We start from the raw sequence: 22,631 nt of genomic DNA, 5'->3' as shown, positions 1-22,631 counted from the left end.
TCGAATCGTCATCCCGCTCTAGCTCTTTGTTTGAGCATGATCTTTTTCGGAAAACCGGTGTCCACTTTTCCGGATCATGCTGTAGCCATAGATTGCCCGGCACGTCACGGCGTGCAACAGCTTCGTGATGATCTCGCCCGGCGTGCTGCAGCGCAAACAGGCGCGATGTGAATGCGAAACGGCCGATGCCGCTTCGCGCATGGACTTGGGCGGAAACATGGCTCGTATCGTCTCGCTGATCACGCTCATCGCTGCAGTCTGCCTATCGACCCTAGCGCGGGCGCAGGAACAAGAATTGCCTGTGAGCGAAGTCGCGCCCGGAATATTCGTGCATATCGGCGAGATCGCCCTGATGACCGGCGAGAATGATGGCGCCATTGCCAACATCGGATTTGTCGTCGGCGACAGCGCCGTTGCCGTGATCGATACCGGCGGCAGCGTCCGCGAGGGACGGCGCCTATTGGCCGCCATCCGCGCCCGCAGCGACAAGCCGATCCGCTATGTCATCAACACCCACGCCCATCCCGATCATGCCTTCGGCGACGCCGCGTTTGCGGGTGATGGAACAGTTTTCGTAGGCCACAAGAAGCTTCCCGACGCGCTGACCGCACGAGGCCAGTTCTATCTCGACGCCTTCCGCCGGACGATGGGCGCGGAACTGATGGATGACGTGCGCATCGTGCCGCCAACGATACTGGTCGACGGCAGCCTCGCCCTCGATCTCGGTGGACGATCGCTCACGCTGCGAGCATGGCCGACTGCGCATAGCGATAACGATCTCACCGTGTTCGATGAGAAGACCCGGACCTTGTTCGCCGGCGACGTCGTATTCGTCACGCACATCCCGGTCGTGGACGGCAGCATCAAGGGCTGGCTCGCCATCCTCGGCGAGCTTGCCGCCCTGCCCGCGCAGCGCGTGGTTCCCGGTCACGGGCCTGTGAGCGAATGGCCCGCGGGGCTGGCCGATGAACGTCGCTACCTCGAGACGCTGGCAGCCGACGTGCGCGCGCTGATCGCCAAGGGCAAGCCGATCACCGCTGCCGCCGAAACCGCCGCGGCATCGGAGCGGCCGCGCTGGAAACTGTTCGACGACTACAACGCCCGCAACGCAACTGCAGCATTTTCGCAATTGGAGTGGGAATAGGTTTGGCGAGGCCGTATAGTGGAGGCGTTGCTTCCATCGTCGCCGCGGGGAGAACGACCATGTTCGGAGCACCTTTCCGTCTGCTCTGCGTCGCCGGCCTGCTCAGCAGCATCGCGTTTGGCGCACGCCTTGCGCCCGCGGTGAGCGCCGAGGCCTATGATCCCTGGCCGGGCCTGGTCCAGGACATCTTCTACAATCGCCCGATGAGCGACGGCAGCAACGTGATCGCGATCGAGATGCCGGCCCGTGCGGAAGATGCCGCAATCGTGCCGGTGACGCTGCGCAGCAAGCTCGCGCCCGACGACACCCGCCGCGTGCGGGCGATCACCCTCGTCATCGACCAGAATCCGGCGCCAATGGCGGCCAAGTTCGAGCTTGGGCCGGACGCCAACGTCACGGAAATCTCGACCCGCGTGCGCATCAACAACTACACCGACGTCCATGCCGTGGCCGAACTCACCGACGGCAAGCTTTATATGGTGAAGACTTACGTGAAGGCGTCGGGTGGCTGCGCTGCGCCTGCACTGAAGAACGCCGAGGAGGCCAAGGCCAGGCTCGGCCAGATACGATACCGGCAGCTTTCGAAACCTGGTGAAGGTTCCACGAGCGGAGCTCGGGAGGCGCAGGTCATGATCGGCCATCCCAACAATTCCGGCCTGCAGATGGACCAGGTGACCCAGCTCTATATTCCCGCCTTCTATGTCGACCGGCTGCAGCTCTGGCAGGACGACAGCCTGGTGCTGAAGATGGAAGGCGGAATCTCGATCTCCGAGGATCCCAATATCCGCTTCACCTATGTCTCGAATGGCGCCAAGCGTTTCCGCGCCGAGGCCAAGGACACCGACGGCCACGTGTTCGAGCACGAATGGAAGATCGATTCGGATAGTTGAACGGCCGGCGCCTGGATTTTTGTTTTGACGCGTCTTCTTTACGCGAACCGGTACCCACCCACGGATCAAGTCCGAGGGCATGCTTCGCTCGAAAACGCTCTTCTCAGAAGCACCTGACTTCTGCTTCGGCCTGGGCGCGGCGGAGATCGTTGAGGGCATTGGTCGCCTGTTCGGACGTGCGGAACGGCGAACCCATGTCGCCCCTCACCTGGGACAGGCTCAGCACCGTCTCGGCGGTGACATAGCGGTCATAGGGTATCAGCGACGCGACCACGTCGATCGAGCACGAGCATTGCTCGATGGCGTGCCGTGTCTCACCATTCGCCTTCAGGCAGCCGAACACGTATTCCGCGCGGGCGGCCGTCGGATAATCGTTGACCTCCTCGCCGCGCGCGATCGCCGCGGTTGCCGCGAATACGATCAAAGCGGCGACAATAGGTCGTACCGGTCCCGCACGCGTCATAGCCATCCTCCCGCTTTCAATGGCGCAAGCTATGCTATGACTACGCGATAGAAAAGAACACGTTCGAGGAAACGGCTCAACAAAATGAGTGCCATCATTCGCACGCTGCTGGTTGCCGCGGTTCTTGCGGTGACGCCGCTCGCCGCCTGCTTCGGCGCAGACACGATCCGCGTTGCAGTGCAGAAAACCGGCACCTTTGCCTGGGAACTGGCGGTCATCCGCGCGCACGGCCTCGACAAGAAGGCCAATCTCACGATCGAGGCCACCGAGCTCGCAAGCCCCGAGGCGGGCAAGATCGCGCTCCGCGCCGGCAATGCCGACGTCATGGTCTCCGACTGGCTGTGGGTGTCGCGCGAGCGCATGCTCGGCGCCAAGCTCGCTTTCTATCCCTATTCGAGTGCGCTCGGCGCGGTGATGGTGCCGACCTCATCGCCGATCCGTTCGCTCACCGATCTCCGGGGTCGCAAGCTCGCCGTTGCCGGCGGGCCGATCGACAAGAGCTGGCTCCTGCTGCAGGCATCCTTGAAGCAGGAAGGCCTCGACCTGAAGTCGGCGGCGACCATCGTCTATGGCGCGCCGCCGCTGCTCGCGGCCAAGGCCGTAGGCGGTGAGGTCGACGCCGTCGTCAATTACTGGAATTTCTGCGCCGCGCTGGAAGCCAAGGGCTTTCGCCGCCTTGCCGGCATCGAGGATATCCTGCCGAAACTCGGCGCCAAGGGCCGCATCGCGATGGTCGGCTATGTCTTCGACGAAGGCTGGGCCAATGCGAACCGCGACGCGGTCGAGCGCTTCATCACGATGACCCGCGCGGCCAAGGAGATCCTTACGAAGTCCGACGACGAATGGGAGAGGATCGCGCCGTTGACCGGCGCGGCGGACGCTGCAACGCTGCATGCCTATCGCGACCGCTATCGTGAAGGAATTCCACGCCGCCCGATCGCGGACGAAGAGGCCGACGCACAGGTGCTCCACCGGGTGCTCGCCAAGATCGGCGGCCGCGAACTGGTGGGATCGGCAACGGAGCTTGATCCCGGCACGTTCTATCACGCGATATCAGGAGATTGAGCCGTGGTGCGCCTTCTGTCCTTCCTCCTGTTCCTTGCGACGTGGTGGATTGCGGCGCTCCTGATCGGTGACGTGAAGCTGCCGGCGCCGCCGGCAGTGCTGGCGGTGATGCTGAGAGAAGCAGCATCCGGCGCGCTGTTCATCAATCTCGGCGTGACCCTGGCGCGGGTGGCACTGTCCTTCACGCTCGCGATGGCGCTGGGCGCCGCCATCGGCTACCTGATGGGCCGGGTCAAGCTCGCCGACCGGATCGGCGATCCTTGGCTGATCCTGCTGCTCAATCTGCCCGCGCTCGTCGTCATCGTGCTCGCCTATATCTGGGCGGGGCTCACCGAGGTCGCCGCGATCGCGGCCATCGCCGTCAACAAGCTGCCGACCGCGGTCGTCACGCTGCGCGAGGGCGCGCGGGCGCTGGACCGCTCGCTGGACGAGATGGCAAGCGTGTTCGCGATCCCGCGCGGGAGAGCGTTCCGGCATGTGATCCTGCCGCAGCTTAGCCCCTATATCGCAGCCGCCGCGCGATCGGGGCTCTCGCTGGTATGGAAGATCGTGCTGGTTGCGGAATATCTCGGACGTCCGAACGGCGTCGGCTTCGAGATCGGCGTCGCCTTCCAATTGTTCGACATTCCGCTCCTGCTCGCCTATTCGCTGACCTTTGCCGCGGTCGTGCTGGTGATCGAGACGGTGCTGGTGCAACCATTCGAAGTACGCTCATCCCGGTGGCGGCCCCGTGCAGCTTGAGGTCGATATCACCGGTAAGCATTTCGAGAATGCGGCGGGCGAGCGGCACCACGTGCTCGCCGGCATCAAGTTCTCGCTTCCGGCCGGCGAAGTCGGCGTGTTCGTCGGCCCTTCCGGATGCGGCAAGAGCACTATGCTCAAGATCCTGACTGGCCTCGACCACGATTATCAGGGAAAGGTCTCGCGGCCGGCCACAGCAAGGCTCGGGATGGTATTCCAGGAGCCGCGGCTTCTGCCGTGGCGATCGGTCGAGGACAATATCCGGCTTGCCGCGCCACACATTGACGAGAAGCGGCTCTCAGAACTCTTCTCCGTCCTGGAATTGACAGAGCATCGCAGCCATTTCCCCGGCGAGCTCTCGCTTGGCCTTGCGCGCCGCGTCGCGCTCGCGCGGGCCTTCGCGATCGAGCCGGATTTCCTCGTTCTCGACGAGCCCCTGGCTTCGCTCGACGACGCCCTCGCCGCCCACCTGCGCGAGCAGATCGCAACGCTGGTGGAAAGCCGTGTGATGATAACGCTGCTGGTGACGCATAATCTCGACGATGCCGTTTACCTTGGCGACCGGCTGTTCCTGCTGTCGGCACGGCCGGCCAGGATTCTGCAGGAAGTGCCGATCCCGACACCGCGCGCGGGACGGAGCGCTGCCGAGATCAACCACATCAAGGCCGACCTGGTGCGGCGGCGGCTTGCAAAGATATGAGACGTGGTCTTCATATTGAGAAAAACTTGGGAGGTCACGATGCCGCGCCGATTGATTGCTGTCGCCATTCTGCTGGTCGCACTGCCCAGCGAACTCAGCGCGCAGGGCAAAGGTAAAGGCATCAGGTTCTGGAATCTCACGACGTCGACCATCTCCGGCTTCCAGCTTTCGCCGGCCGGCAAGAACGATTGGGGTCCCAACCAGACCTTGAATGACAAGGACAAGGAGGTCGACCACGACGAACGGCTGCGCATCGTCGGCGTCGAGCCCGGACGTTACGACGCCAAGGTGAGTTATGCCGGCGCCAGGCAGTGCTTCGTCCGCGACATCGAGATCAAGGCCGACGCGGTGTTCTCGATCTCTGACAAGGATCTGAAGGACTGCAACAAATAGGGTCAGCCCGCGATCGGGGCCGCCCCCTTCTCCGCTCGATCATGGCTGTGCGGATATTCGCAGCGCCATTTGACGGCAGTCCATTTCGGATGCTCGCCGACCCATTGCGCAATATAGGGCGGCGCTGCCATCGCGCATTGCTGCGGCGAACCGTTGAAGGAGAACACGAGATGGGTCTCCTCGCAGGTGGCGGGCGACAGCACGGCACAGACGGTCACGATGAGATCAATCGGATTCATGCCTCAAATCCCTGGTGCTCGGGTAAAGCAATAGCACTACGAGCTACGTCGGCGGCAAGGCCAGGTTTCGCCTCACGGTGAAAGCCAGAACCACCGCCGGAGATTCCTAGAAATTCATGCCAAATACAAGCCGGGCCTGATGACGCTCGAAATTGACCAGATCGAGCGCCGCAGCCGATCCGGACGGACGGCCCCAGGCCTGCACGCTCCAGGCCGCGGTCAGCCGCGAACGCTCCGAGAGCTGGAGATAGGCGACCGGACCGATGAACAGGGCCTGCCCCTCGAACTCGTTCAGCCCGATCCCATCATAGCGGCGGAAATAGCGCGCCTCGCCGCCAACGAAAACGCCGGGCTTGATCTGCGCCATCAGGCCGACGGCCGCGCCCACTGTCGCCTCCTGCTCCGCGGCGCGCGAGGCAAGAAAACGCGTCCATTCAGGCTGGTAGATGAAATTGAGTGCCGCGATCAGGAAGTTCGGTACCAACTCGCGATCGAAGGCCAACCGCAATTCAGTGCCGAAATTGCGGATGCGATCGGCCGTGGTCTCGTCGATCCGGTCAGAGTGGCTTTCCACTGCGAAGGTCAGGCCGAACGGCGCCGTCTCACGGTCGAGAAATCGGTAACGGACGTCCAACGAGAGACCCTGCCAGGTCAATTGGCGCCGATCTTCAAGGCCGGGAATGCCGTAGATCTGGTGCGCCACAAAGGCACCGCCGAGCTCGATGCGGATGTCGCGGGCCGGCACGAATTCCACTTCGAACTCCTGGGCAACCGCACGATAGCCGCCGCCATTCCTGGAAAAGCGTCCCGTGGTCTCGGTCTGGAATTCGCGCTCGCCGACATGCCCGATGTCGGTGCCGATCAGGAAGCCGAACAGATGCTCGGTATCGATTTCCTCGGCACGCGCGACGACGGCAGCAAGCAGTGTGAAAAAGCACACGGCAGCCGCCCGGAGCATCGTTGCGCGAAAAGACATTCCAGTCCCGAGAGCGAATCGAAAGCGTCAGCAGCGCTGACAAGAAAACCCCTACCACAACGTCCAGTCGAGCGGCAGCGATTGGAAGCTTGATTGCATGGACCATTTCGGCTGCAATGCAAGACCCGGGAAGGGCCCGCGGAAGAACAATCGCTTCAGGGAGAATAAACCGAATGGCACGAGTTCTGGTACTTTATAAGACGCCGAAAAGCGCCGAGGCATTCGACAAATATTATGCATCGGTGCACATTCCGCTGGCCAAGAATATCCCGGGACTGAAGAAATACGACATCAGCACGGCTCCGCTCAGGACGCCAGCGGGCGAGAGCAACGTCCACCTTGCTGCAACGCTGTATTTCGACTCGCTCGACGCGCTGAAGGCAGGCATGGGATCAGCGGAAGGAAAGGCCGCAGGCGCGGACCTCGCCAACTTTGCCGATGGCGGCGCCGATCTCTACATTTTCGATACGAAGGAAGTTTGAGGGCGTCTCACATAGAGCCAAACGAATGTGAGCCCAACGAATTCGCCTGCCGCGGCTTGCGCAGATATCGCTGCGCGAGCCGGGCAGGCGCTCGACACTTACTTGCGCGATGCGCAGGCGTACATGTTGATTTCCATGCCGACCTGCACTTCGACGATCTTCGGAGTCTTCCAGCTCATTCGATCCTCCCAAATGGCTTGGCGCGAGTTTCACGCCAAGGTCGAACCTATGGCTAGCTCGCGCGTGGCGCAAGTGGACAAGATCGACCAGCGAGCGCATCTGCGCCGCAGTTGAGCGCCGATAGTTCCCTCCTGGGCAAACCAGTTCCCTCTTGGGCCAAGTCTGTCAGTTGGGCACACACTCACACACGGACGCCTCCGCGCTCAATCGCACGTTGAAGCGTGAGGCGTGACGCTTTTCAAGGGCCCCGCGTTCAGCAATCGTTGTCCTTGCTCGCCATTTGGCCTTCGGGCTTCTTACCTTCAGCTTGTTGTGCTGCCGTCGGCTCGCCCTGCATCTGCCGTTGCACGTCCTGCGAGGACGTGGCCACATCTCCGGTGGCCCTATTCATCGTGCTGGTCGGCGGATGCTCCTTGTCGCTCGCCATGCCTGTTGTGGTCTGGCTGCTGGTCGATGCCGGGCCAGAACCTGCATCCTTATTGGCGCTTTGGCCTTGGGTATTGCAGGGACCTGCCAGCGCGGCGCCGGCGCTCAACACCAGGACGGAGCAACCCGCGAAAATGATGCGTCTTGTGCTCATGTCTCATCTCCTTCTCGAATCGGCGCGCGCCCCTGCGCGCCGGTATCACGGAAGAACCGAAGCACGCGTCCCAGGTTCCGGGTGGCGAGGTGAAATCCGATGCTGTTCAATGCCGCCGTTCACGCCGCATTAGTTGCAAGCGCTTTTTGAGGCCTCGCATGAGAACATTGTTCCGCGTTTTGCTCGTTCCATTCATCATGATCGCTGTTGCGTCGCCAGCCGCCGCCGAAAAACGGCCTCAGTCCGGGCGGACGCAGGTGCCGGCAACGCTGACCGGCAAGGAACGGCTAGGCAGGAAATGGATGGACGAGCAGCGGATCGATAATTGCAACGTTCCGCCCGACAAGCGTGGCTCCAGGCCGCGGCCTCTAGCCTGCGCGCACGGGCCTGCCAGCTAGTAAAGCCTTATCGCAATAGCTGTAGCAGAGCGCGACCGGCGGGCGACTGCAATTCCTTGGCGTCAAGTGTTCCATCCTTGTCCGGATTCGCCGCGTTGAAGCGCTGCTCCACGACCGCAAGATATTCATCAAGCGTCAGCGTTCCGTCGTGGTCAGGATCGGCAGCCGCCAGCTCCTTGGCGCTTAAGCGGCCGCGCAGTTCTCGCGCATCGAGCGTGCCGTCATGATCCCGGTCCAGTTTGGCAAACAGCGCCGATGCCGCCTTCTTCACCTCGGCCAGATCGAGGGTGCCATCGTTATCGGTGTCGAACATCTTGATCGGATCGGCGCGTTTCGGCGCGGCCAGGGCCGGCGCCGAAAACACTGCAGCGGCCAACATCAAGACTACAAGACCACGCAATTTCATCTCTCATCTCCCTTGGCAGAGCCTGCACGGCAAGGGCGGCAGAGAAGCTTGCATATATAGCGGAGCGCACGCCGGCCGCCCACAGCGCGCTTTACGATCTAGTCCGAGGTTGCGGAAAATTCCGCGGTGGAGCCGACCTGCTGCTGCCGGTGGACGGCTGATGGCACGATGCCGAAATACTTCCGGAACACGCGGCTGAAATGCGAGGAGCTGGAAAAGCCCCAGGAGAATGCGACGTCCGTGATCGTCTTGCCGGGCTGCGCTTCCAGTTCCTCGCGGCAATGCTGCAGCCGGGCACGCCAGATATAGTCGCTCACGGTCATGCCGCGCTCGCTGAACAGCATGTGCAGGTAGCGTTTGGTGCAACCTAGCGCGGTCGAGATCTGGTCGATGGAGAGATCCGGATCGCGCAGGTGTTCGCGGATGAAGAACTGCGCACGGATATAGGTCGCCTCCGCACCGCCATGATTGAACGTCGTCTCGGCTTCACGCAGCGGCAACAGCAACAGATCGATCAACGAATCGGCGACGCCCATCGCATTGTAGGGCGACAATCGACTCGCCTCGGAAAAAGCCGCATGCACGAAATCGTAGGCGATGCGGCCGGTGCCGCTGCGGGCCGAGAGCTTGCAGGCCGGCATCCGCGCCGAACGGAAACCGCGCTCCTGCAACAGCGCCTTCGGCACGATCACGACCTCATGCCGCGTCAGCGACGGGCTGATGATGGTGTGTGGGCTGGAAACGTCGTAGGCGAGGCAATCGCCGGGAACGAGCTCGAAATGGCGGCCATCCTGCTCGAAATAGGAGATGCCGTGGGTCTGGAACAGGATCTTGATATAGGGATGGTCGCTCAGTTTCGAGCGCGCGTTCACATGTGCGATACGGTGCTGACTCACCTCGATCTGGCAGAGTTTCAGCCGCGAGACTGTGGTGTAGTTGACCCGTGCCTCGAGCGACGAGGCGTCCATCGGATCGACATCAAACCGGCCGCATAGATCGGTCAGTGCGTCTGTCCAACATTGAACCTGCTTCTTCGGCGTCAATCCGGAGGTAGTGAGCGAACGGACGGTATCGGGCATATCCAGCCACCGATTCGAGATGAAAGCGTGACTGCTCGCCGCAAGAGGCTTTGGTCACCGTGAAGTACCGTTACCTCAATCTTAATGCGGTCTTTGACCCCTGAGCAGCGTTCCTCCTGACAACCTAGAGGGTTAATCCTCGACTTTACTTCAAGTGCCGTCAAGGAAAATCAGTCTCGTGCGCCCGCGGCCGGCGTCACGCCGGCGCGCCACCGCACTGCACTGCAAGCAAAAAAGTTCTTCGAGTTTCACTTCTGAGCAAGCCGCCCTTCTCTCTTGGGCAAGTCGCGCGTCAACGAAGGGGATAGGAGGAGGAACCAAAAAAATGGGCCGTTTCGATGGAAAGCGGAAGGTCATCATTGGGAGGAAATCACTATGCGCAAGGTGCTAATCGCGACCTCTCTCGGCGCCGTGGCGGCGTTAGGCGGAGGTATTGCCAGTGCCAATGAAGAACTCAGCAAGATGGCGCAAAACCCGAAGGACTGGGTTATGCCGACGGGCGACTATGCCAATACGCGCTACTCGAAGCTGAATCAAATCAACGCCTCGAACGTCGGAAAGTTGCAGGTCGCCTGGACATTTTCGACCGGCGTGCTGCGTGGCCACGAGGGCGGGCCGCTGATCATCGGCAACATGATGTACGTGCACACGCCCTTCCCGAACAAGGTCTACGCGCTTGACCTGTCGCAGGACAACAAGATCGTCTGGAGGTACGAGCCGAAGCAGGATCCGAACGTGATCCCGGTCATGTGCTGCGATACGGTGAATCGCGGCCTGGCCTATGGCGACGGCAAGATCTTCCTGCACCAGGCCGACACCACGCTGGTGGCGCTCGACGCCAAGACCGGCAAGGTGGACTGGACCGCCAAGAACGGCGATCCCGGCAAGGGTCAGACGGGCACCTCCGCCCCAATGGTCGTGAAGGACAAGGTCCTGGTCGGCATCTCCGGCGGCGAGTTCGGCGTGCAGTGCCACCTCACCGCCTACGACACCAAGAGCGGCAAGCAAGTCTGGCGTGCCTTCTCCGAAGGACCTGACGACCAGATCATGGTCGATCCCGAGAAGACCACCGCTCTCGGCAAGCCGGTCGGCAAGGACTCGAGCCTCAAGACCTGGCAGGGCGACCAGTGGAAAGTCGGCGGCGGCTGCACCTGGGGCTGGCTAGCCTACGATCCGTCGCTCGACCTCGTTTATTACGGCTCGGGCAATCCATCGACCTGGAACCCGAAGCAGCGTCCCGGCGACAACAAATGGTCAATGACCATCTTCGCGCGCAACCCGGATAACGGCACGGCCAAATGGGTCTATCAGATGACCCCTCATGACGAATGGGACTATGACGGCGTCAACGAGATGATCCTGACCGACCAGCCCTTCAACGGCCAGGAGCGCAAGCTGTTGACGCATTTCGATCGTAACGGCATTGGTTATACGCTCGATCGCACCAACGGCGAATTGCTCGTCGCCGAGAAGTTCGACCCGAAGGTCAACTGGACCAGCGGCGTCGATATGAACAAGAGCTCGCCGACCTATGGCCGGCCGAAGGTCCTCGACCAATATTCGACCGACAAGCAGGGCGAGGATGTCAACGTCAAGGGCATCTGCCCGGCCGCGCTCGGCACCAAGGACGAGCAGCCGGCAGCCTACTCGCCGGAGACGCAACTGTTCTACGTGCCGACCAACCACGTCTGCATGGACTATGAGCCGTTCAAGGTGAGCTACACCGCGGGTCAGCCCTATGTCGGCGCGACGCTCTCGATGTATCCGCCTCCCGGCGAGTCCCACATGGGCAACTTCATCGCCTGGGACAACAAGACCGGAAAGATCGTCTGGTCGAACAAGGAGCAGTTCTCGGTCTGGTCAGGCGCGCTTGCGACCGCCGGCGGCGTGGTGTTCTACGGCACGCTCGAAGGCTATCTCAAGGCGGTCGACGCCAAGACCGGAAAGGAGCTCTACAAGTTCAAGACTCCCTCCGGCATCATCGGCAACGTCACGACCTATGAGCAGGGTGGCAAGCAGTACGTGGCCGTGCTGTCCGGTGTTGGCGGCTGGGCGGGCATCGGCCTTGCTGCCGGCCTGACCGATCCGACTGCCGGTCTGGGCGCAGTCGGCGGCTACGCGGCGCTGAGCAACTATACCGCCCTCGGCGGAACGCTCACCGTGTTCTCCCTCCCGCAGTGAGCCGAACGTCGTTCCGGCGCGTGGACCATCCACGCGCCGGTTTTGCCTGTATCTGATCTTGAGGACATGCTCTTGCGTAAAAGCTGGTTTGTAGTTGCGGCGATGATCATCGCCGTATCTGGAGGATTCGCCTTTGCCGACGATGCGGTCGATCCGACCGCCGTGAAGGAAGAGAACGGCAAATATCTGGACAAGGAAGGTAACCCGACCTTCAAGGTCGCAGCCGACGGAGCGGTAGATTGGTACACCTACTCCGGATACCGGCGCTATCATTCGGAGTGCCATGTCTGCCATGGCCCGGACGGCATGGGTTCGACCTATGCACCGGCACTGGCGGGTTCGCTGAAGACCATGAGTTATGCCGATTTCCTCGGCGTCGTCGCCAGCGGCCGCAAGAACATCAGTACCGCACAGGAAAATGTCATGCCGGCGTTCGGTGACAATCCAAACGTCGCCTGCTACATGGACGACCTCTATGTCTACCTGCGCGCCCGCGCGAATGACGCGGTGGGGCGCGTACGCCCCGCAAAGCATGAAGAGAAGCCCGCCGCCTATAAGCAGGCGGAAGAGTCCTGCATGGGCAAGAACTGAAGCTGCGGAGCGCGGGCGACAACACGCTTTACGGAGAGATCAACATGAAGACACGCGCTGCCGTCGCATTCGAAGCCAAGAAGCCGCTTGAGATCGTCGAGCTCGACCTGGAAGGCCCGAAGGCCGGTGAAGTCCTGGTCGAGATCAAGGCGACCGGCATCTGTCATACCGATGCCTACACGCTTGACGGCTTCGACAGTGAGGGAATCTTCCCTTCCATCCTCGGCCATGAGGGCGCCGGCATCGTCCGCGAGGTCGGTGCGGGCGTGACCTCGGTGAAGCCGGGCGATCACGTGATCCCGCTCTACACGCCCGAGTGCCGGCAGTGCAAAAGCTGCCTGAGCCAGAAGACCAACCTCTGCACCGCGATCCGCGCCACCCAAGGCAAGGGCGTGATGCCGGACGGCACCTCGCGCTTCAGCTACAAGGGCAAGACCATCTACCACTATATGGGCTGCTCGACCTTCTCGAACTACACGGTGCTGCCGGAGATCGCGGTGGCGAAGATCCGCGAGGACGCCCCGTTCGACAAGAGCTGCTATGTCGGCTGCGGCGTGACCACGGGCGTCGGCGCCGTGGTCAACACCGCCAAGGTCACGCCAGGCTCCAACGTCGTGGTGTTCGGCCTCGGCGGCATCGGGCTCAATGTGATCCAGGGCGCCAAGATGGTCGGCGCGGACAAGATCATCGGCGTCGACATCAACGACTCCAAGGAAGATTGGGGCCGCCGCTTCGGCATGACGCATTTCGTCAATCCGACGAAAGTCGGCGGCGATATCGTCCAGCACCTGGTCGGACTCACCGAAGGCGGCGCCGACTACACCTTCGACTGCACCGGCAACACCAATGTGATGCGCCAGGCGCTGGAAGCCTGCCACCGCGGCTGGGGCGTCTCCGTGATCATCGGCGTTGCGGAATCCGGCAAGGAGATCGCCACCCGGCCGTTCCAGCTCGTGACGGGACGGGTGTGGAAGGGCACGGCCTTCGGCGGCGCGCGCGGCCGCACCGACACGCCGAAAGTCGTCGACTGGTACATGAACGGAAAGATCCAGATCGATCCAATGATCACCCACGTGCTCAAGCTCGAGGAAATCAACAAGGGATTCGACTTGATGCACGAGGGCAAGTCGATCCGTTCGGTCGTCGTCTACTAGGGCGTGATCCGAATCCGGAGGGCCGCGTCGGCGGAAGCGGACCCGGCTCCCCGGAAGGGTTATGCTCCAGCAAAAGGTGGAACGGGATCACGATGTCCCGTTCCAGAATCAACGTGTCAAACACTAGGAGGATTGACCCATGACTGTTCATCTCCACCCGTCGATTGACAACGGCGTCCAGAAGGGCTCCGGCAGCTTTGCCGGCGGCACGCTGGTCTGCGAGTGCACGGACCGACCGGTGAAAGTGGCGATCAAGGGCGACGTCGCCCATAACCACGCCTGTGGCTGCACCAAATGCTGGAAGCCGGAAGGAGCGATGTTCTCGGTCGTTGCGGTGGTGCCGAGACAGAACCTGACGGTCCTGGAAAATGGCGACAAGCTGCAGGTCGTCGACCCCGCGGCCGTGATCCAGCGCTATGCCTGCAAGGACTGCGGCACGCATATGTACGGGCGGATCGAAAACAAGGCGCATCCGTTCTATGGCCTCGACTTCATCCATCCCGAGCTGTTCGAGGAAAGCGGCTCGGCGGCGCCGGGATTTGCTGCGTTCGTCTCGTCGGTGATCGAGTCCGGCGCCAAGCCGGAGGACATGCCGGCGATCCGCGGCCGGCTAAAGGAATTGGGACTCGAGCCCTATGACTGCCTGTCGCCGGCATTGATGGATGCGATCGCGACCCACGTGGCGAAATCCAAGGCCGCTTAACAAGGCTGCCTGATTTGCCCGCGCTCCCGCTGGCGGTGCTCGACCGCCAGCGGCGCCATTCGCGCCCGCACCGCAGCATTTAGCCGCACGCGCCTATCCTTCATATTGCTTCCGTGAATAGGTCAATTCCGCCTTTTCCCGATCCGCGCCTGCCCGGCGGCGGTGCATTTTCGCCGGCCGCGTTTGCAAAAATATCCTGACGATCTCATATCATCGACTGTCGGCCCCGCTTTTGACAAACGGCAAATGCAGAACACCGGGCTGTGAAGTCACTGTCGCATCGGTTTCTGGTAGCATTTGTTTTTCCCGATGCGCGCGGGCGGCGCATTTCATTTGAACATAGCAAAGGAGCAGCCGGACACGGACTACCGAGCGTGCAACGGGCTCCCCTTAAGCATCTCCAAAGGACCAGCCCGCCGTACGAGACCCAGGAGTGGTCGCGAGCGTAGGGAGAAATATGTTCTCGCTCGTGGCCTGCAAACATCAACAGCTTAAGAAGAGCGAGGGACGATCATGGTCAAGTTGAAGATTAATGGTCAGGAACAGAATTGGGATGGCGATCCCGATCTTCCGCTACTCTGGTTCATCCGTGACGAAATAGGGCTCACCGGCACCAAATTCGGTTGTGGTCAGGCGCTGTGCGGCTCCTGCACCGTGATCATCGATAAGCAGGCGGTGCGCGCCTGCATCACCTCGGTTTCGGATGCGGCCGGACGCGAGGTCACCACCATCGAGGGCCTGCATCCGACCGGTGATCACCCGGTGCAGAAGGCTTGGCGCCAGGTCAACGTGCCGCAATGCGGCTATTGCCAGGCCGGCCAGATCATGCAGGCCGCCGCGCTGTTGACGGACAATCCAAAACCGTCGCACGACCAGATCCGCGAGGCCATGTCCGGCAACATCTGCCGCTGCGGCTGCTACCAGCGGATCGAGAACGCGGTTCATCTCGCATCGACGGGGGTGTGACATGAATATCCTCACCAATCCCAACAAGCTTCGCGGTTTCGAGAAGCACATCAAGATCGAGAACGTTTCGCGCCGCAGCATCCTGAAGACCTTGGGGCTGGCCGGCGGGTTCGTGCTCGCTGCGCCCGTGATGATACGTCCGAGCTTTGCCTACGAGACCGGCGCGGGGAAGATGCCGCACGGCGTCGTGGTCGACCCGCGCGTCTTCGTGTCGATCGCGCCGGACGGCATTGTCACGATCATCGCGCACCGCTCCGAGATGGGAACCGGTGTGCGCACCAGCCTGCCGCTGATCGTGGCCGAAGAGCTGGAAGCCGACTGGTCGCGCGTCCGCGTCCAGCAGGCGCATGGCGATGAGGTCAAGTTCGGCAACCAGGACACCGACGGCTCGCGCAGCACGCGCCACTATTTGATCCCGATGCGCCAGATCGGCGCCTCGGCTCGCACCATGCTCGAGCAGGCCGCCGCAAAACGCTGGGGCGTGCCGGCAGCCGAGGTAAAGGCCGTCAATCACGAAGTCGTCCACAGCGCGAGCGGACGCAAGCTCGGCTTTGGCGAATTGGCGGCCGATGCCGCAAAGGAGTCGGTACCGAGCGTTGAAGGCTTGAAGCTGAAGAACCCGAAGGACTTCCGCTATCTCGGCAAGGGCGAGATTGGCATCGTCGACCTCCACGACATCACGACCGGTGCCGCTCATTATGGCGGCGACGTACGGCTGCCCGGCATGAAATATGCGATCATAGCGCGTCCGCCGGTGACCGGCGGCAAGCTCGTCTCCTTCGATCCCGCCGACGCGCTGAAGGTCTCCGGCGTCGAGAAGGTGATGGAAGTGAAGGGATGGCCGTGGCCGTCGAAATTCCAGCCGCTCGGCGGCGTGGCCGTGATCGCACGCAACACCGGCGCGGCGATCAAGGGCTGCAACGCGCTGAAGGTGACCTGGGACGACGGCGCCAATGCCAAATACGACTCGGTCGCCTATCGCGCCGAGCTCGAGGCGGCCGCGCGCAAGCCAGGCCTCATCGTGCGCAAGGAGGGCGATGTCGAGGCGGCGTTGAAGAGCGCCGACAAGGTCATCGTCGGCGAGTACTACCTGCCGCATTTCGCCCATGCCAGCATGGAGCCGCCGGTCGCGGTCGCCAACGTCAAAGGTGACAAGGCGGAGGTCTGGGCTCCCGTGCAGAGCCCGGGCGGAACGCGCGAGGACGTCGCCAAGACGCTCGGCATCCCCGAGGAGAACGTGACCGTCAACGTCACGCTGCTCGGCGGCGGTTTCGGGCGGAAGTCGAAATGCGACTTCGCGCTTGAGGCCGCGCTGCTCTCGAAAGAGCTCGGGGTGCCCGTGAAGGTGCAGTGGACGCGCGAAGACGACGTGCGCCACGACTTCCTGCACACGGTGTCCGTCGAGCGGATCGAGGCGGGCCTCGACAAGAGTGGCAAGGTGATCGCCTGGCGCCATCGCAGCGTGGCCCCGTCCATCGCCTCCACGTTCGCCGCCGGGACCGTCCACCAGGCGCCGTTCGAGCTCGGCATGGGATTGATCGACAACCCGTTCGAGATCGCCAACCTGCAGTGCGAGAACCCGGAAGCGGCCGCGCATACCCGCATCGGCTGGTTCCGGTCGGTGTCGAACATCCCGCGCGCCTTCGCGGTGCAGTCCATGGTCGCCGAAATTGCCCAAGCCACCAACCGCGATCCGAAGGATATGCTGCTGGAGCTGATCGGTTCGCCGCGGATCGTCAATCTTTCCTCGGTGAAGGATCCCTGGAACTATGGCGAGCCCTATGACAGCTACCCGATCGACACCGCGCGGCTGCGCAAGGTGGTCGAACTGGTTGCCGACAAGGGCGGCTGGGGACGCTCGGTGCCCAAGGGCCATGGCCTCGGCATCGCGGTGCACAGGAGCTTCGTCAGCTACATCGCGACCATCGTCGAGGTGGCTGTCGACGACAAGGGCAAGCTGACGGTGCCGCGGGTCGACACCGCGATCGACTGCGGCACCTACGTCAACCCCGAGCGCATCCAGTCGCAGATCGAGGGCGCGGCGATCATGGGCCTGAGCCTCGCCAAGTACGGCGAGGTCACCTTCAAGGACGGCAAGGTGCAGCAGGGCAATTTCGACGATTACCCGGTGATCCGGATCGACGAATCCCCTGCCGTGACCAATGTCTACATCGTGCCGCCCGCCAGCCCCGATACGCCGCCGAGCGGCGTCGGTGAACCCGGCGTGCCGCCATTCGCGCCGGCGCTGATCAACGCGATCTTCGCCGCGACCGGAAAACGCATCCGCGCGATGCCGATCGGCAAGCAACTGGAGGCGTAAGGCCGAACGCAAGCAGTTCATCGATCAACTGATCCCTAAAGAAGAGCGGCGGACCTTTCGGTCCGCCGCTCTTTTTTGCTGGCTGTCCTGCGCGTCGCTATTTCTTGACCGCAAACACCCAGACGACGCCGCCCTGGGGCACGTTGTTCTCCACGCCGACATTCTGGGTGGCCAAGGCATCCTGGATGCGCTGCGCATCGACGCCCCAGCCCGACTGGATCGCGATATATTGCGTGCCGTCGACCTCATAGGACATCGGCATGCCCATGATGCCGGAATTGGTCTTCTGCTCCCACAGCAGTTCGCCGCTCTTGGCATCGAAGGCGCGGAAGTTACGATCGTTGGTGCCGCCGGCAAAGACCAGATCGCCCGCGGTCGCCAACACCGAACCGAACAGTTGCGATTTCGGGAAGGTGTGCGACCAGGCCTTCTTGCCGGTGGCCGGATCCCAGGCCTGCAACTCGCCCATGTGAGTGGCGCCCGGGCGCACCGTCAGACCGATGTCCTCCGGCTTGGTGCCGAGCCAGAGCTGGCCGGGAACCAGCGGTGTTTTCTCGCCGGAGAAGCCGCCGCAGAAGTTCTCGTTGGCGGGAACGTAGACGAGCTTGGTCTTCTGGCTATAGGCCGCCGACGGCCAATCCTTGCCGCCCCACAGCGACGGACAGAATTCGACACGCTTGCCGAGCACCGGCTTGTGCTCGGGATCGACGATCGGCCTGCCGGTCTCCTTCTCGATGCCCTTCCAGACATTCGTGTACACGAACGGCCAGCCGGTCACATAGTTGATGCGATCGGGCTTCGCTTCCAGAACCCAGAAGATCGCATCGCGCCCCGGATGGATGAGCGCCTTGAACGGACGGCCTTCCCGTTCCAGGTTGACCAGGATCGGCGCCTCGACCTCGTCCCAGTCCCAGGAATCGTTCTGGTGATACTGGAAGTGCGTCTTGATCTTGCCGGTGTCCGGATCGAGCGCCAGCACGGAGCTGGTGTAGAGATTGTCGCCGGCATGCGCCGAGCCGGGCCATGGTGCGGCGTTGCCGACGCCCCAATAGACCGTCTTGGTATCCGCGTCGTAATTGCCCGTCATCCAGGCCGATCCGCCGCCGGTCTTCCAGTCGTCGCCGCTCCACGTCTCGCTGCCGGGCTCGCCGGGCGCGGGAATGGTGAAGGTGCGCCACAGTTCCTTGCCGTTGTTGGCGTCGTAGGCGACGACATAACCGCGAACGCCGAACTCGCCGCCAGAACCGCCGACGATAACCTTACCGTCGACGACCAACGGCATCAGGGTCATGTACTGGCCCTTCTTGTAGTCCTGCACCTTCGTATCCCAGACCACCTTGCCGCTCTTGGCATCGAGCGCGACCACATGGTCATCCGTCGTGGCGAGATAGAGCTTGTCCTGCCACAGGCCGACGCCGCGGCTGGTCGGATGCAACTGGAACAGGTCTTCCGGAAGCTGCCGCTTGTAGCGCCAATATTCATCGCCGGTCTTGGCGTTGAGCGCGATCACCTGCCCCATCGGGGTTGCAACGAACATTACGCCGTTGTTGACGATCGGCGGCGCCTCGTGGCCTTCGATCACGCCGGTGGAGAAGGTCCATACCGGGGTCAGGCTCTTGACGTTCGAGGCGTTGATCTGCTCGAGCGGGCTATAGCCCTGCCCGTCATAGGTCCGCCGATACAGCATCCAGTTGCCCGGCTCGGGATTTTCGAGACGCGCCGAGGTCACCGGGCTGTAATTCTCGATCGGGCCGGCCACTGCGGCGGTTGAGACAAGGCACGCGAACGCCGCTGCACTCGTGAGAAGCCATTGTTTCCTGGTCATTAGATGCTACCTCCCTGCTCTGTTTTTCATTTGCGATCACAACCTTCGGTTGTAAAATTCCAATTCAACAGCGTTGCCTGATCCTTTGCCTCAAACACCTACCTTTCCTACGAACACCGCAGACACGGTGAGCGAACCGTCAGTGAGAGCCAGCGGAAGCGCCGCCAGACGACGGGTTGCCGGCCCGAACACGACGTCCGCGCTGTGCCGCGGGTCATATTCGGAATTGTGGCAAAAACACTTGAGGACCTTCTCGTCGCTTTCGGCCGCCTTCACCCAGCCGGTGATCGGACATCCGGCATGCGCGCAGATCACTGAATAGGCGACGATGCCGTCGGCCGAACGCGCGCGCGTGTCATCATCGAGTTCATCGGGATTTAGCCTGATGACAAGCACTTCATTCAAACGCGAACCTTTGCGGACCACCGAGGTGGCGGGATCCTTCGGCCAGGCGCGTACCGGCGGGCCGCCTGGCTTGAGATCGTCGGACTTGATGACTTGGCCGGCGCGGTCTCCTTCGGAGAGAACGAGGAGATCGCCTTTCTTCGGCCGCTCGCTGCTGCCGGGCTGATCCTCTTGCGCCGCAGCAGGCCCGGTGGCCGCAACGCAGGCGCCGGTGGCAAGAACCTTCAGAAGCGAACGACGTGTCTGGTCTGGATGGTGCATCTCGAGTTCCATCTTGGGTTGAGGTGTAACACCGAGCTTGAATTCAGACCCGGTGCAAATGAGCGCCGGAACTCTGCCGAAAAGAAGGCAATCCACGACTCCGTCGAAGCGAGTCATTCTTTCTCTCGCTGCTCGTTGTTGGCAGCAGCCGCGATGCTCAAGCTCTCATCACATCACGCGCGAGCAGCAATGCGTCAATGATGAATTGCGCGTCAGCTTGGACGTTCCTGAATTTGTGCGGCACGCCAAGCAAAGTGTGCAGCGCGTGCAGATGACAGCGCCAATTGTAATAGCCCGCTAACACATCCTCGCTCGTGCCCGGCGCGAGGGGAAATTCCGATTCAGTTGTCAATCAGCCGTAGGGTGGGCAAAGCGCAGCGTGCCCACCATCAGCACTCCGCTCGTAATGGTGGGCACGCTTCGCTTTGCCCACCCTACGACGCCGTCGCAGGATCGTAGGATGGGTAGAGCGGGAGCGAAACCCATCATTCACGCCGCTTGCTTCATCGCGATGGGTTTCGCTTCGCTCTACCCATCCTACGTTTGATTCAAACAGCGTGAGGATATGTGTCCGCGTTCTCGCGACGCTTTGCGTCCGAGCTTTGCGTCTCGTTCCACCCTCCTCGATATCAGAGGGCGCAGGGAAAGCCGGGTGCTGGTTGCACCCGTGGGTCCCGTGCAACAAAAAGCACGGGGGTAGGACCACAGGTTCAACCGAAGCATTCCGGCTTTCCCTGCGCGATGGTTTACGGCTTACTTCGTGCTCTCCTTGGTGACCGGGCTTTCTTGCCACCATCACTCACAGATCATCTCTGCGAACTTAGCGCCAGCGTCGGGGCGCCAAGACCACACGACTTCGCCGTCCGCTGATGTTGCGTTCGTCTGTCGCAACAGCCGCGTCCACCGCATCTCACCGCAACGTTCGTGACGATCGCGACCCGCCCCTCATTCGCGCTGAGACGCGCGGAGTTAAATCACTGATTTGCCCGACGGTGAAAGCAGAATGTTTTTTACGCGAGGGCTGGACAGACTTTTGCTGATTTGCCCGACGGGTTGTTATGTCGCACCCTCTGCATCCACATCGTCATTGCGGCGCAGAACAACCGTCGCGTTCAGATCGAACGAGCCTGTCTCCGAACCTCATTTGCAATCGGCCTCAAGGACTCCGGAGCGGCGGGGCCGATCAGACTGTAGCCAACGCCGTCGTCAGCCCAGGCGAAGCCTCCAACACCGCCCTGCGATTGGGGCGTCATTGGCGCGTTCTGGTCCGCGCTGCTCATCGGTCGGGTCAGCACGACGATCCGACTGCCGTGGTCATCGTCATACATGAACATTGCGGCGGGACCGTGCGAACTGGCGACAAGGCGCCCTCCCATCAGCCGGTAGCCCGACGTGGTCAGATCCGGCACCTTCACCGGCCGATGCAGCCGGTCGGAGAGCCACTGCACGAGTTGAGCGCTCTCGGACGCACGAACCTCGACAGGTCGGACACGATCCGGTGCATAGACGCTATACGAGATGGCGGCCTCCTGCGCGAGCGCAACCAGTCCGCTCGGCGACGCCTGCAGCGCGCCGCGTACGAACCAGCCGCCGAGACCACCGATGCTCAACAGCAGCATCGCCGCCATCGCCCACCGAACCGGCGACGGTCGTCGCGAACGCTGCTCGATGATGCGCGACAGATTGAGCTCTGCCGGCAAGGGTTCCTCGGCGATCGGCGCGAACGCCGCGCGCAACCGATCGCGCTGATCGCTGAAGGAGGCGACGCGTCTGGCGACATCCGGATGATCACCCAGATAAGCGGCGACTTCTGCCTGCCGCTCCGGTTCGAGGACACGGTCCACATAGGCGTGGAGATCATCCTCCGTGATCGGTCGATGGCTCATTCTTCACGCTCCGTATTGACACAATGTTGGTTGGCGCATCGATCGCAGTGCCTTCGATCTCCTGCCGCAGCCTTTCGCGCGCCCGAGAGAGCCGCGACATCACCGTGCCCACGGGAATATCGAGCACCTTCGCGGCATCCGCATAGGAGAGGTCTTCGACGCCAACAAGCAGCAGTACGGCACGCTGGTCTTCGGGAAGTTTCGCGAGCTTGTTCAGAACGTCCTGATACATCAATTTTTGTTCCTGCGCTGCGGCCTCGCCCAAATCATTCTCATTGGTGTTGTCGATCGGGACATGCCTGCCGCGTGTCGCTGACTGGCGAAACTGATTGATCGCCAGGTTATGCAGGATCGTGAAGAGCCAGGCGCGGACATCGCCGTCGCGCCGCTGGTACCAGCGGCTGACGGCACGCTCCAGGCAATCCTGCACCAGGTCGTCGGCATTCGCGCGGTTGCGAACCAGTGCGCGTGCATAGCGGCGGAGCGCGGGTATCAACGGTTCGACCTGCCTCAGCATGTCTTCCATGGCGCACTCCGCCTCGATCATGATCCGATTGGACGCAATCGGATCATGATCTCATCTCTTTGTTTGAGCATGATCTC

25 protein-coding genes are annotated in these 22,631 nt (G+C 62.1%); 13 read left to right on the top strand and 12 right to left on the bottom strand.

Going from position 1 to position 22,631, the window contains the following annotated elements; all coding sequences use genetic code 11:
- Positions 1 to 18 precede the first annotated feature (18 nt).
- Positions 19 to 219 (bottom strand): hypothetical protein, encoded by a 201-nt coding sequence (locus ACZYOF_RS05925; RefSeq protein ID WP_130580690.1) that lies wholly within the window; start codon positions 217 to 219, stop codon positions 19 to 21.
- Here ACZYOF_RS05925 and ACZYOF_RS05920 point away from each other — a divergent pair.
- Together ACZYOF_RS05920 and ACZYOF_RS05915 are read left to right on the top strand one after the other, a co-directional pair.
- On the top strand, positions 218 to 1,144 hold the full coding sequence (locus tag ACZYOF_RS05920) for a quinoprotein relay system zinc metallohydrolase 2 (RefSeq protein ID WP_463715126.1): 927 nt from the start codon (positions 218 to 220) through the stop codon (positions 1,142 to 1,144). The genes ACZYOF_RS05925 and ACZYOF_RS05920 overlap by 2 nt on opposite strands.
- 59 nt (positions 1,145 to 1,203) lie before the next feature.
- A complete protein-coding gene (locus ACZYOF_RS05915) occupies positions 1,204 to 2,034 on the top strand; it encodes a quinoprotein dehydrogenase-associated SoxYZ-like carrier (protein WP_463715125.1) in 831 nt (276 codons plus the stop codon).
- Between the two features lie 103 nt (positions 2,035 to 2,137).
- Here ACZYOF_RS05915 and ACZYOF_RS05910 read toward each other — a convergent pair whose 3' ends face one another.
- Positions 2,138 to 2,497, bottom strand: a complete 360-nt coding sequence (locus ACZYOF_RS05910) for a hypothetical protein (RefSeq protein ID WP_394566410.1) — start codon at positions 2,495 to 2,497, stop codon at positions 2,138 to 2,140.
- 84 nt (positions 2,498 to 2,581) lie between these two features.
- Here ACZYOF_RS05910 and ACZYOF_RS05905 point away from each other — a divergent pair, with 84 nt between their 5' ends.
- From ACZYOF_RS05905 to ACZYOF_RS05890, 4 genes are read left to right on the top strand one after another with little or no spacing between them, the layout of a single operon-like run.
- On the top strand, positions 2,582 to 3,562 hold the full coding sequence (locus ACZYOF_RS05905) for an ABC transporter substrate-binding protein (RefSeq protein ID WP_463715124.1): 981 nt from the start codon (positions 2,582 to 2,584) through the stop codon (positions 3,560 to 3,562).
- Between the two features lie 3 nt (positions 3,563 to 3,565).
- Positions 3,566 to 4,303: an ABC transporter permease gene (locus tag ACZYOF_RS05900; protein WP_130580685.1), complete on the top strand. Its 738-nt coding sequence runs from the start codon at positions 3,566 to 3,568 to the stop codon at positions 4,301 to 4,303.
- Positions 4,293 to 5,003, top strand: coding sequence for an ABC transporter ATP-binding protein (locus tag ACZYOF_RS05895; protein ID WP_394566407.1), 711 nt, complete (start codon positions 4,293 to 4,295; stop codon positions 5,001 to 5,003). The genes ACZYOF_RS05900 and ACZYOF_RS05895 overlap by 11 nt, the downstream gene beginning before the upstream one ends.
- Before the next feature lie 39 nt (positions 5,004 to 5,042).
- Positions 5,043 to 5,396: a hypothetical protein gene (locus tag ACZYOF_RS05890; RefSeq protein WP_463715123.1), complete on the top strand. Its 354-nt coding sequence runs from the start codon at positions 5,043 to 5,045 to the stop codon at positions 5,394 to 5,396.
- A gap of 2 nt (positions 5,397 to 5,398) precedes the next feature.
- Here the strand turns inward: ACZYOF_RS05890 and ACZYOF_RS05885 are convergent, their stop codons facing one another.
- Positions 5,399 to 5,635, bottom strand: a complete 237-nt coding sequence (locus ACZYOF_RS05885; protein ID WP_130580682.1) for a hypothetical protein — start codon at positions 5,633 to 5,635, stop codon at positions 5,399 to 5,401.
- Positions 5,636 to 5,741: 106 nt separating this feature from the next.
- Positions 5,742 to 6,575 (bottom strand): hypothetical protein, encoded by an 834-nt coding sequence (locus ACZYOF_RS05880; RefSeq protein WP_394566406.1) that lies wholly within the window; start codon positions 6,573 to 6,575, stop codon positions 5,742 to 5,744.
- Positions 6,576 to 6,784: 209 nt separating this feature from the next.
- On the opposite strand from ACZYOF_RS05880, the gene ACZYOF_RS05875 reads away from it, so the two are divergent.
- Positions 6,785 to 7,093, top strand: a complete 309-nt coding sequence (locus ACZYOF_RS05875) for an EthD family reductase (protein WP_394566405.1) — start codon at positions 6,785 to 6,787, stop codon at positions 7,091 to 7,093.
- 98 nt (positions 7,094 to 7,191) lie between these two features.
- On the opposite strand, the gene pqqA is transcribed toward ACZYOF_RS05875, so the two are convergent.
- The 4 genes from pqqA to ACZYOF_RS05855 form a co-directional block, all read right to left on the bottom strand.
- Entirely contained in the window at positions 7,192 to 7,272 is an 81-nt protein-coding gene (pqqA, locus tag ACZYOF_RS05870; RefSeq protein WP_035689484.1) for a pyrroloquinoline quinone precursor peptide PqqA, read from the bottom strand.
- 254 nt (positions 7,273 to 7,526) lie between these two features.
- Positions 7,527 to 7,853: a hypothetical protein gene (locus tag ACZYOF_RS05865; RefSeq protein WP_130580680.1), complete on the bottom strand. Its 327-nt coding sequence runs from the start codon at positions 7,851 to 7,853 to the stop codon at positions 7,527 to 7,529.
- Between the two features lie 405 nt (positions 7,854 to 8,258).
- Entirely contained in the window at positions 8,259 to 8,657 is a 399-nt protein-coding gene (locus ACZYOF_RS05860) for an EF-hand domain-containing protein (protein WP_394566402.1), read from the bottom strand.
- 98 nt (positions 8,658 to 8,755) lie between these two features.
- Positions 8,756 to 9,736: a helix-turn-helix domain-containing protein gene (locus tag ACZYOF_RS05855; RefSeq protein WP_463698702.1), complete on the bottom strand. Its 981-nt coding sequence runs from the start codon at positions 9,734 to 9,736 to the stop codon at positions 8,756 to 8,758.
- A gap of 375 nt (positions 9,737 to 10,111) precedes the next feature.
- On the opposite strand from ACZYOF_RS05855, the gene xoxF5 reads away from it, so the two are divergent.
- From xoxF5 to ACZYOF_RS05825, 6 genes are all read left to right on the top strand, one after another.
- Complete coding sequence (gene xoxF5 / locus ACZYOF_RS05850) at positions 10,112 to 11,917, top strand: lanthanide-dependent methanol dehydrogenase XoxF5 (RefSeq protein WP_282529947.1); 1,806 nt, start codon at positions 10,112 to 10,114, stop codon at positions 11,915 to 11,917.
- A 102-nt stretch (positions 11,918 to 12,019) separates the two neighbouring features.
- Positions 12,020 to 12,508, top strand: coding sequence for a c-type cytochrome, methanol metabolism-related (locus ACZYOF_RS05845; protein ID WP_463715169.1), 489 nt, complete (start codon positions 12,020 to 12,022; stop codon positions 12,506 to 12,508).
- A 44-nt stretch (positions 12,509 to 12,552) separates the two neighbouring features.
- Positions 12,553 to 13,662 carry an S-(hydroxymethyl)glutathione dehydrogenase/class III alcohol dehydrogenase gene (locus tag ACZYOF_RS05840; RefSeq protein WP_130580675.1) on the top strand — a complete coding sequence of 370 codons (1,110 nt, stop codon included), beginning with the start codon at positions 12,553 to 12,555 and terminating at the stop codon, positions 13,660 to 13,662.
- Between the two features lie 139 nt (positions 13,663 to 13,801).
- Entirely contained in the window at positions 13,802 to 14,365 is a 564-nt protein-coding gene (gene gfa, locus ACZYOF_RS05835; protein WP_130580674.1) for an S-(hydroxymethyl)glutathione synthase, read from the top strand.
- A 513-nt stretch (positions 14,366 to 14,878) separates the two neighbouring features.
- Positions 14,879 to 15,331 carry a (2Fe-2S)-binding protein gene (locus tag ACZYOF_RS05830; protein ID WP_130580673.1) on the top strand — a complete coding sequence of 151 codons (453 nt, stop codon included), beginning with the start codon at positions 14,879 to 14,881 and terminating at the stop codon, positions 15,329 to 15,331.
- 1 nt (position 15,332) lies between these two features.
- Positions 15,333 to 17,651, top strand: a complete 2,319-nt coding sequence (locus tag ACZYOF_RS05825) for a xanthine dehydrogenase family protein molybdopterin-binding subunit (RefSeq protein ID WP_463715122.1) — start codon at positions 15,333 to 15,335, stop codon at positions 17,649 to 17,651.
- 97 nt (positions 17,652 to 17,748) lie between these two features.
- On the opposite strand, the gene ACZYOF_RS05820 is transcribed toward ACZYOF_RS05825, so the two are convergent.
- From ACZYOF_RS05820 to ACZYOF_RS05805, 4 genes are all read right to left on the bottom strand, one after another.
- Positions 17,749 to 19,476, bottom strand: coding sequence for a methanol/ethanol family PQQ-dependent dehydrogenase (locus tag ACZYOF_RS05820; RefSeq protein ID WP_463715121.1), 1,728 nt, complete (start codon positions 19,474 to 19,476; stop codon positions 17,749 to 17,751).
- Positions 19,477 to 19,566: 90 nt separating this feature from the next.
- The gene (locus ACZYOF_RS05815; protein WP_349017031.1) at positions 19,567 to 20,142 is read right to left on the bottom strand and encodes a QcrA and Rieske domain-containing protein; all 576 of its coding nucleotides are present in this window, start codon (positions 20,140 to 20,142) and stop codon (positions 19,567 to 19,569) included.
- Between the two features lie 1,112 nt (positions 20,143 to 21,254).
- On the bottom strand, positions 21,255 to 22,028 hold the full coding sequence (locus ACZYOF_RS05810) for an anti-sigma factor family protein (protein WP_394569256.1): 774 nt from the start codon (positions 22,026 to 22,028) through the stop codon (positions 21,255 to 21,257).
- Positions 22,000 to 22,554 (bottom strand): RNA polymerase sigma factor, encoded by a 555-nt coding sequence (locus ACZYOF_RS05805; RefSeq protein ID WP_463715120.1) that lies wholly within the window; start codon positions 22,552 to 22,554, stop codon positions 22,000 to 22,002. Before ACZYOF_RS05805 ends, ACZYOF_RS05810 begins: the two co-directional genes overlap by 29 nt.
- Positions 22,555 to 22,631 lie beyond the last annotated feature (77 nt).

It is taken from the genome of Bradyrhizobium sp. LeoA1Lang, from assembly GCF_055413685.1.
The sequence above is the reverse complement of the archived record's forward strand: the minus strand, read 5'-3'. Positions and strand labels throughout refer to the sequence as shown.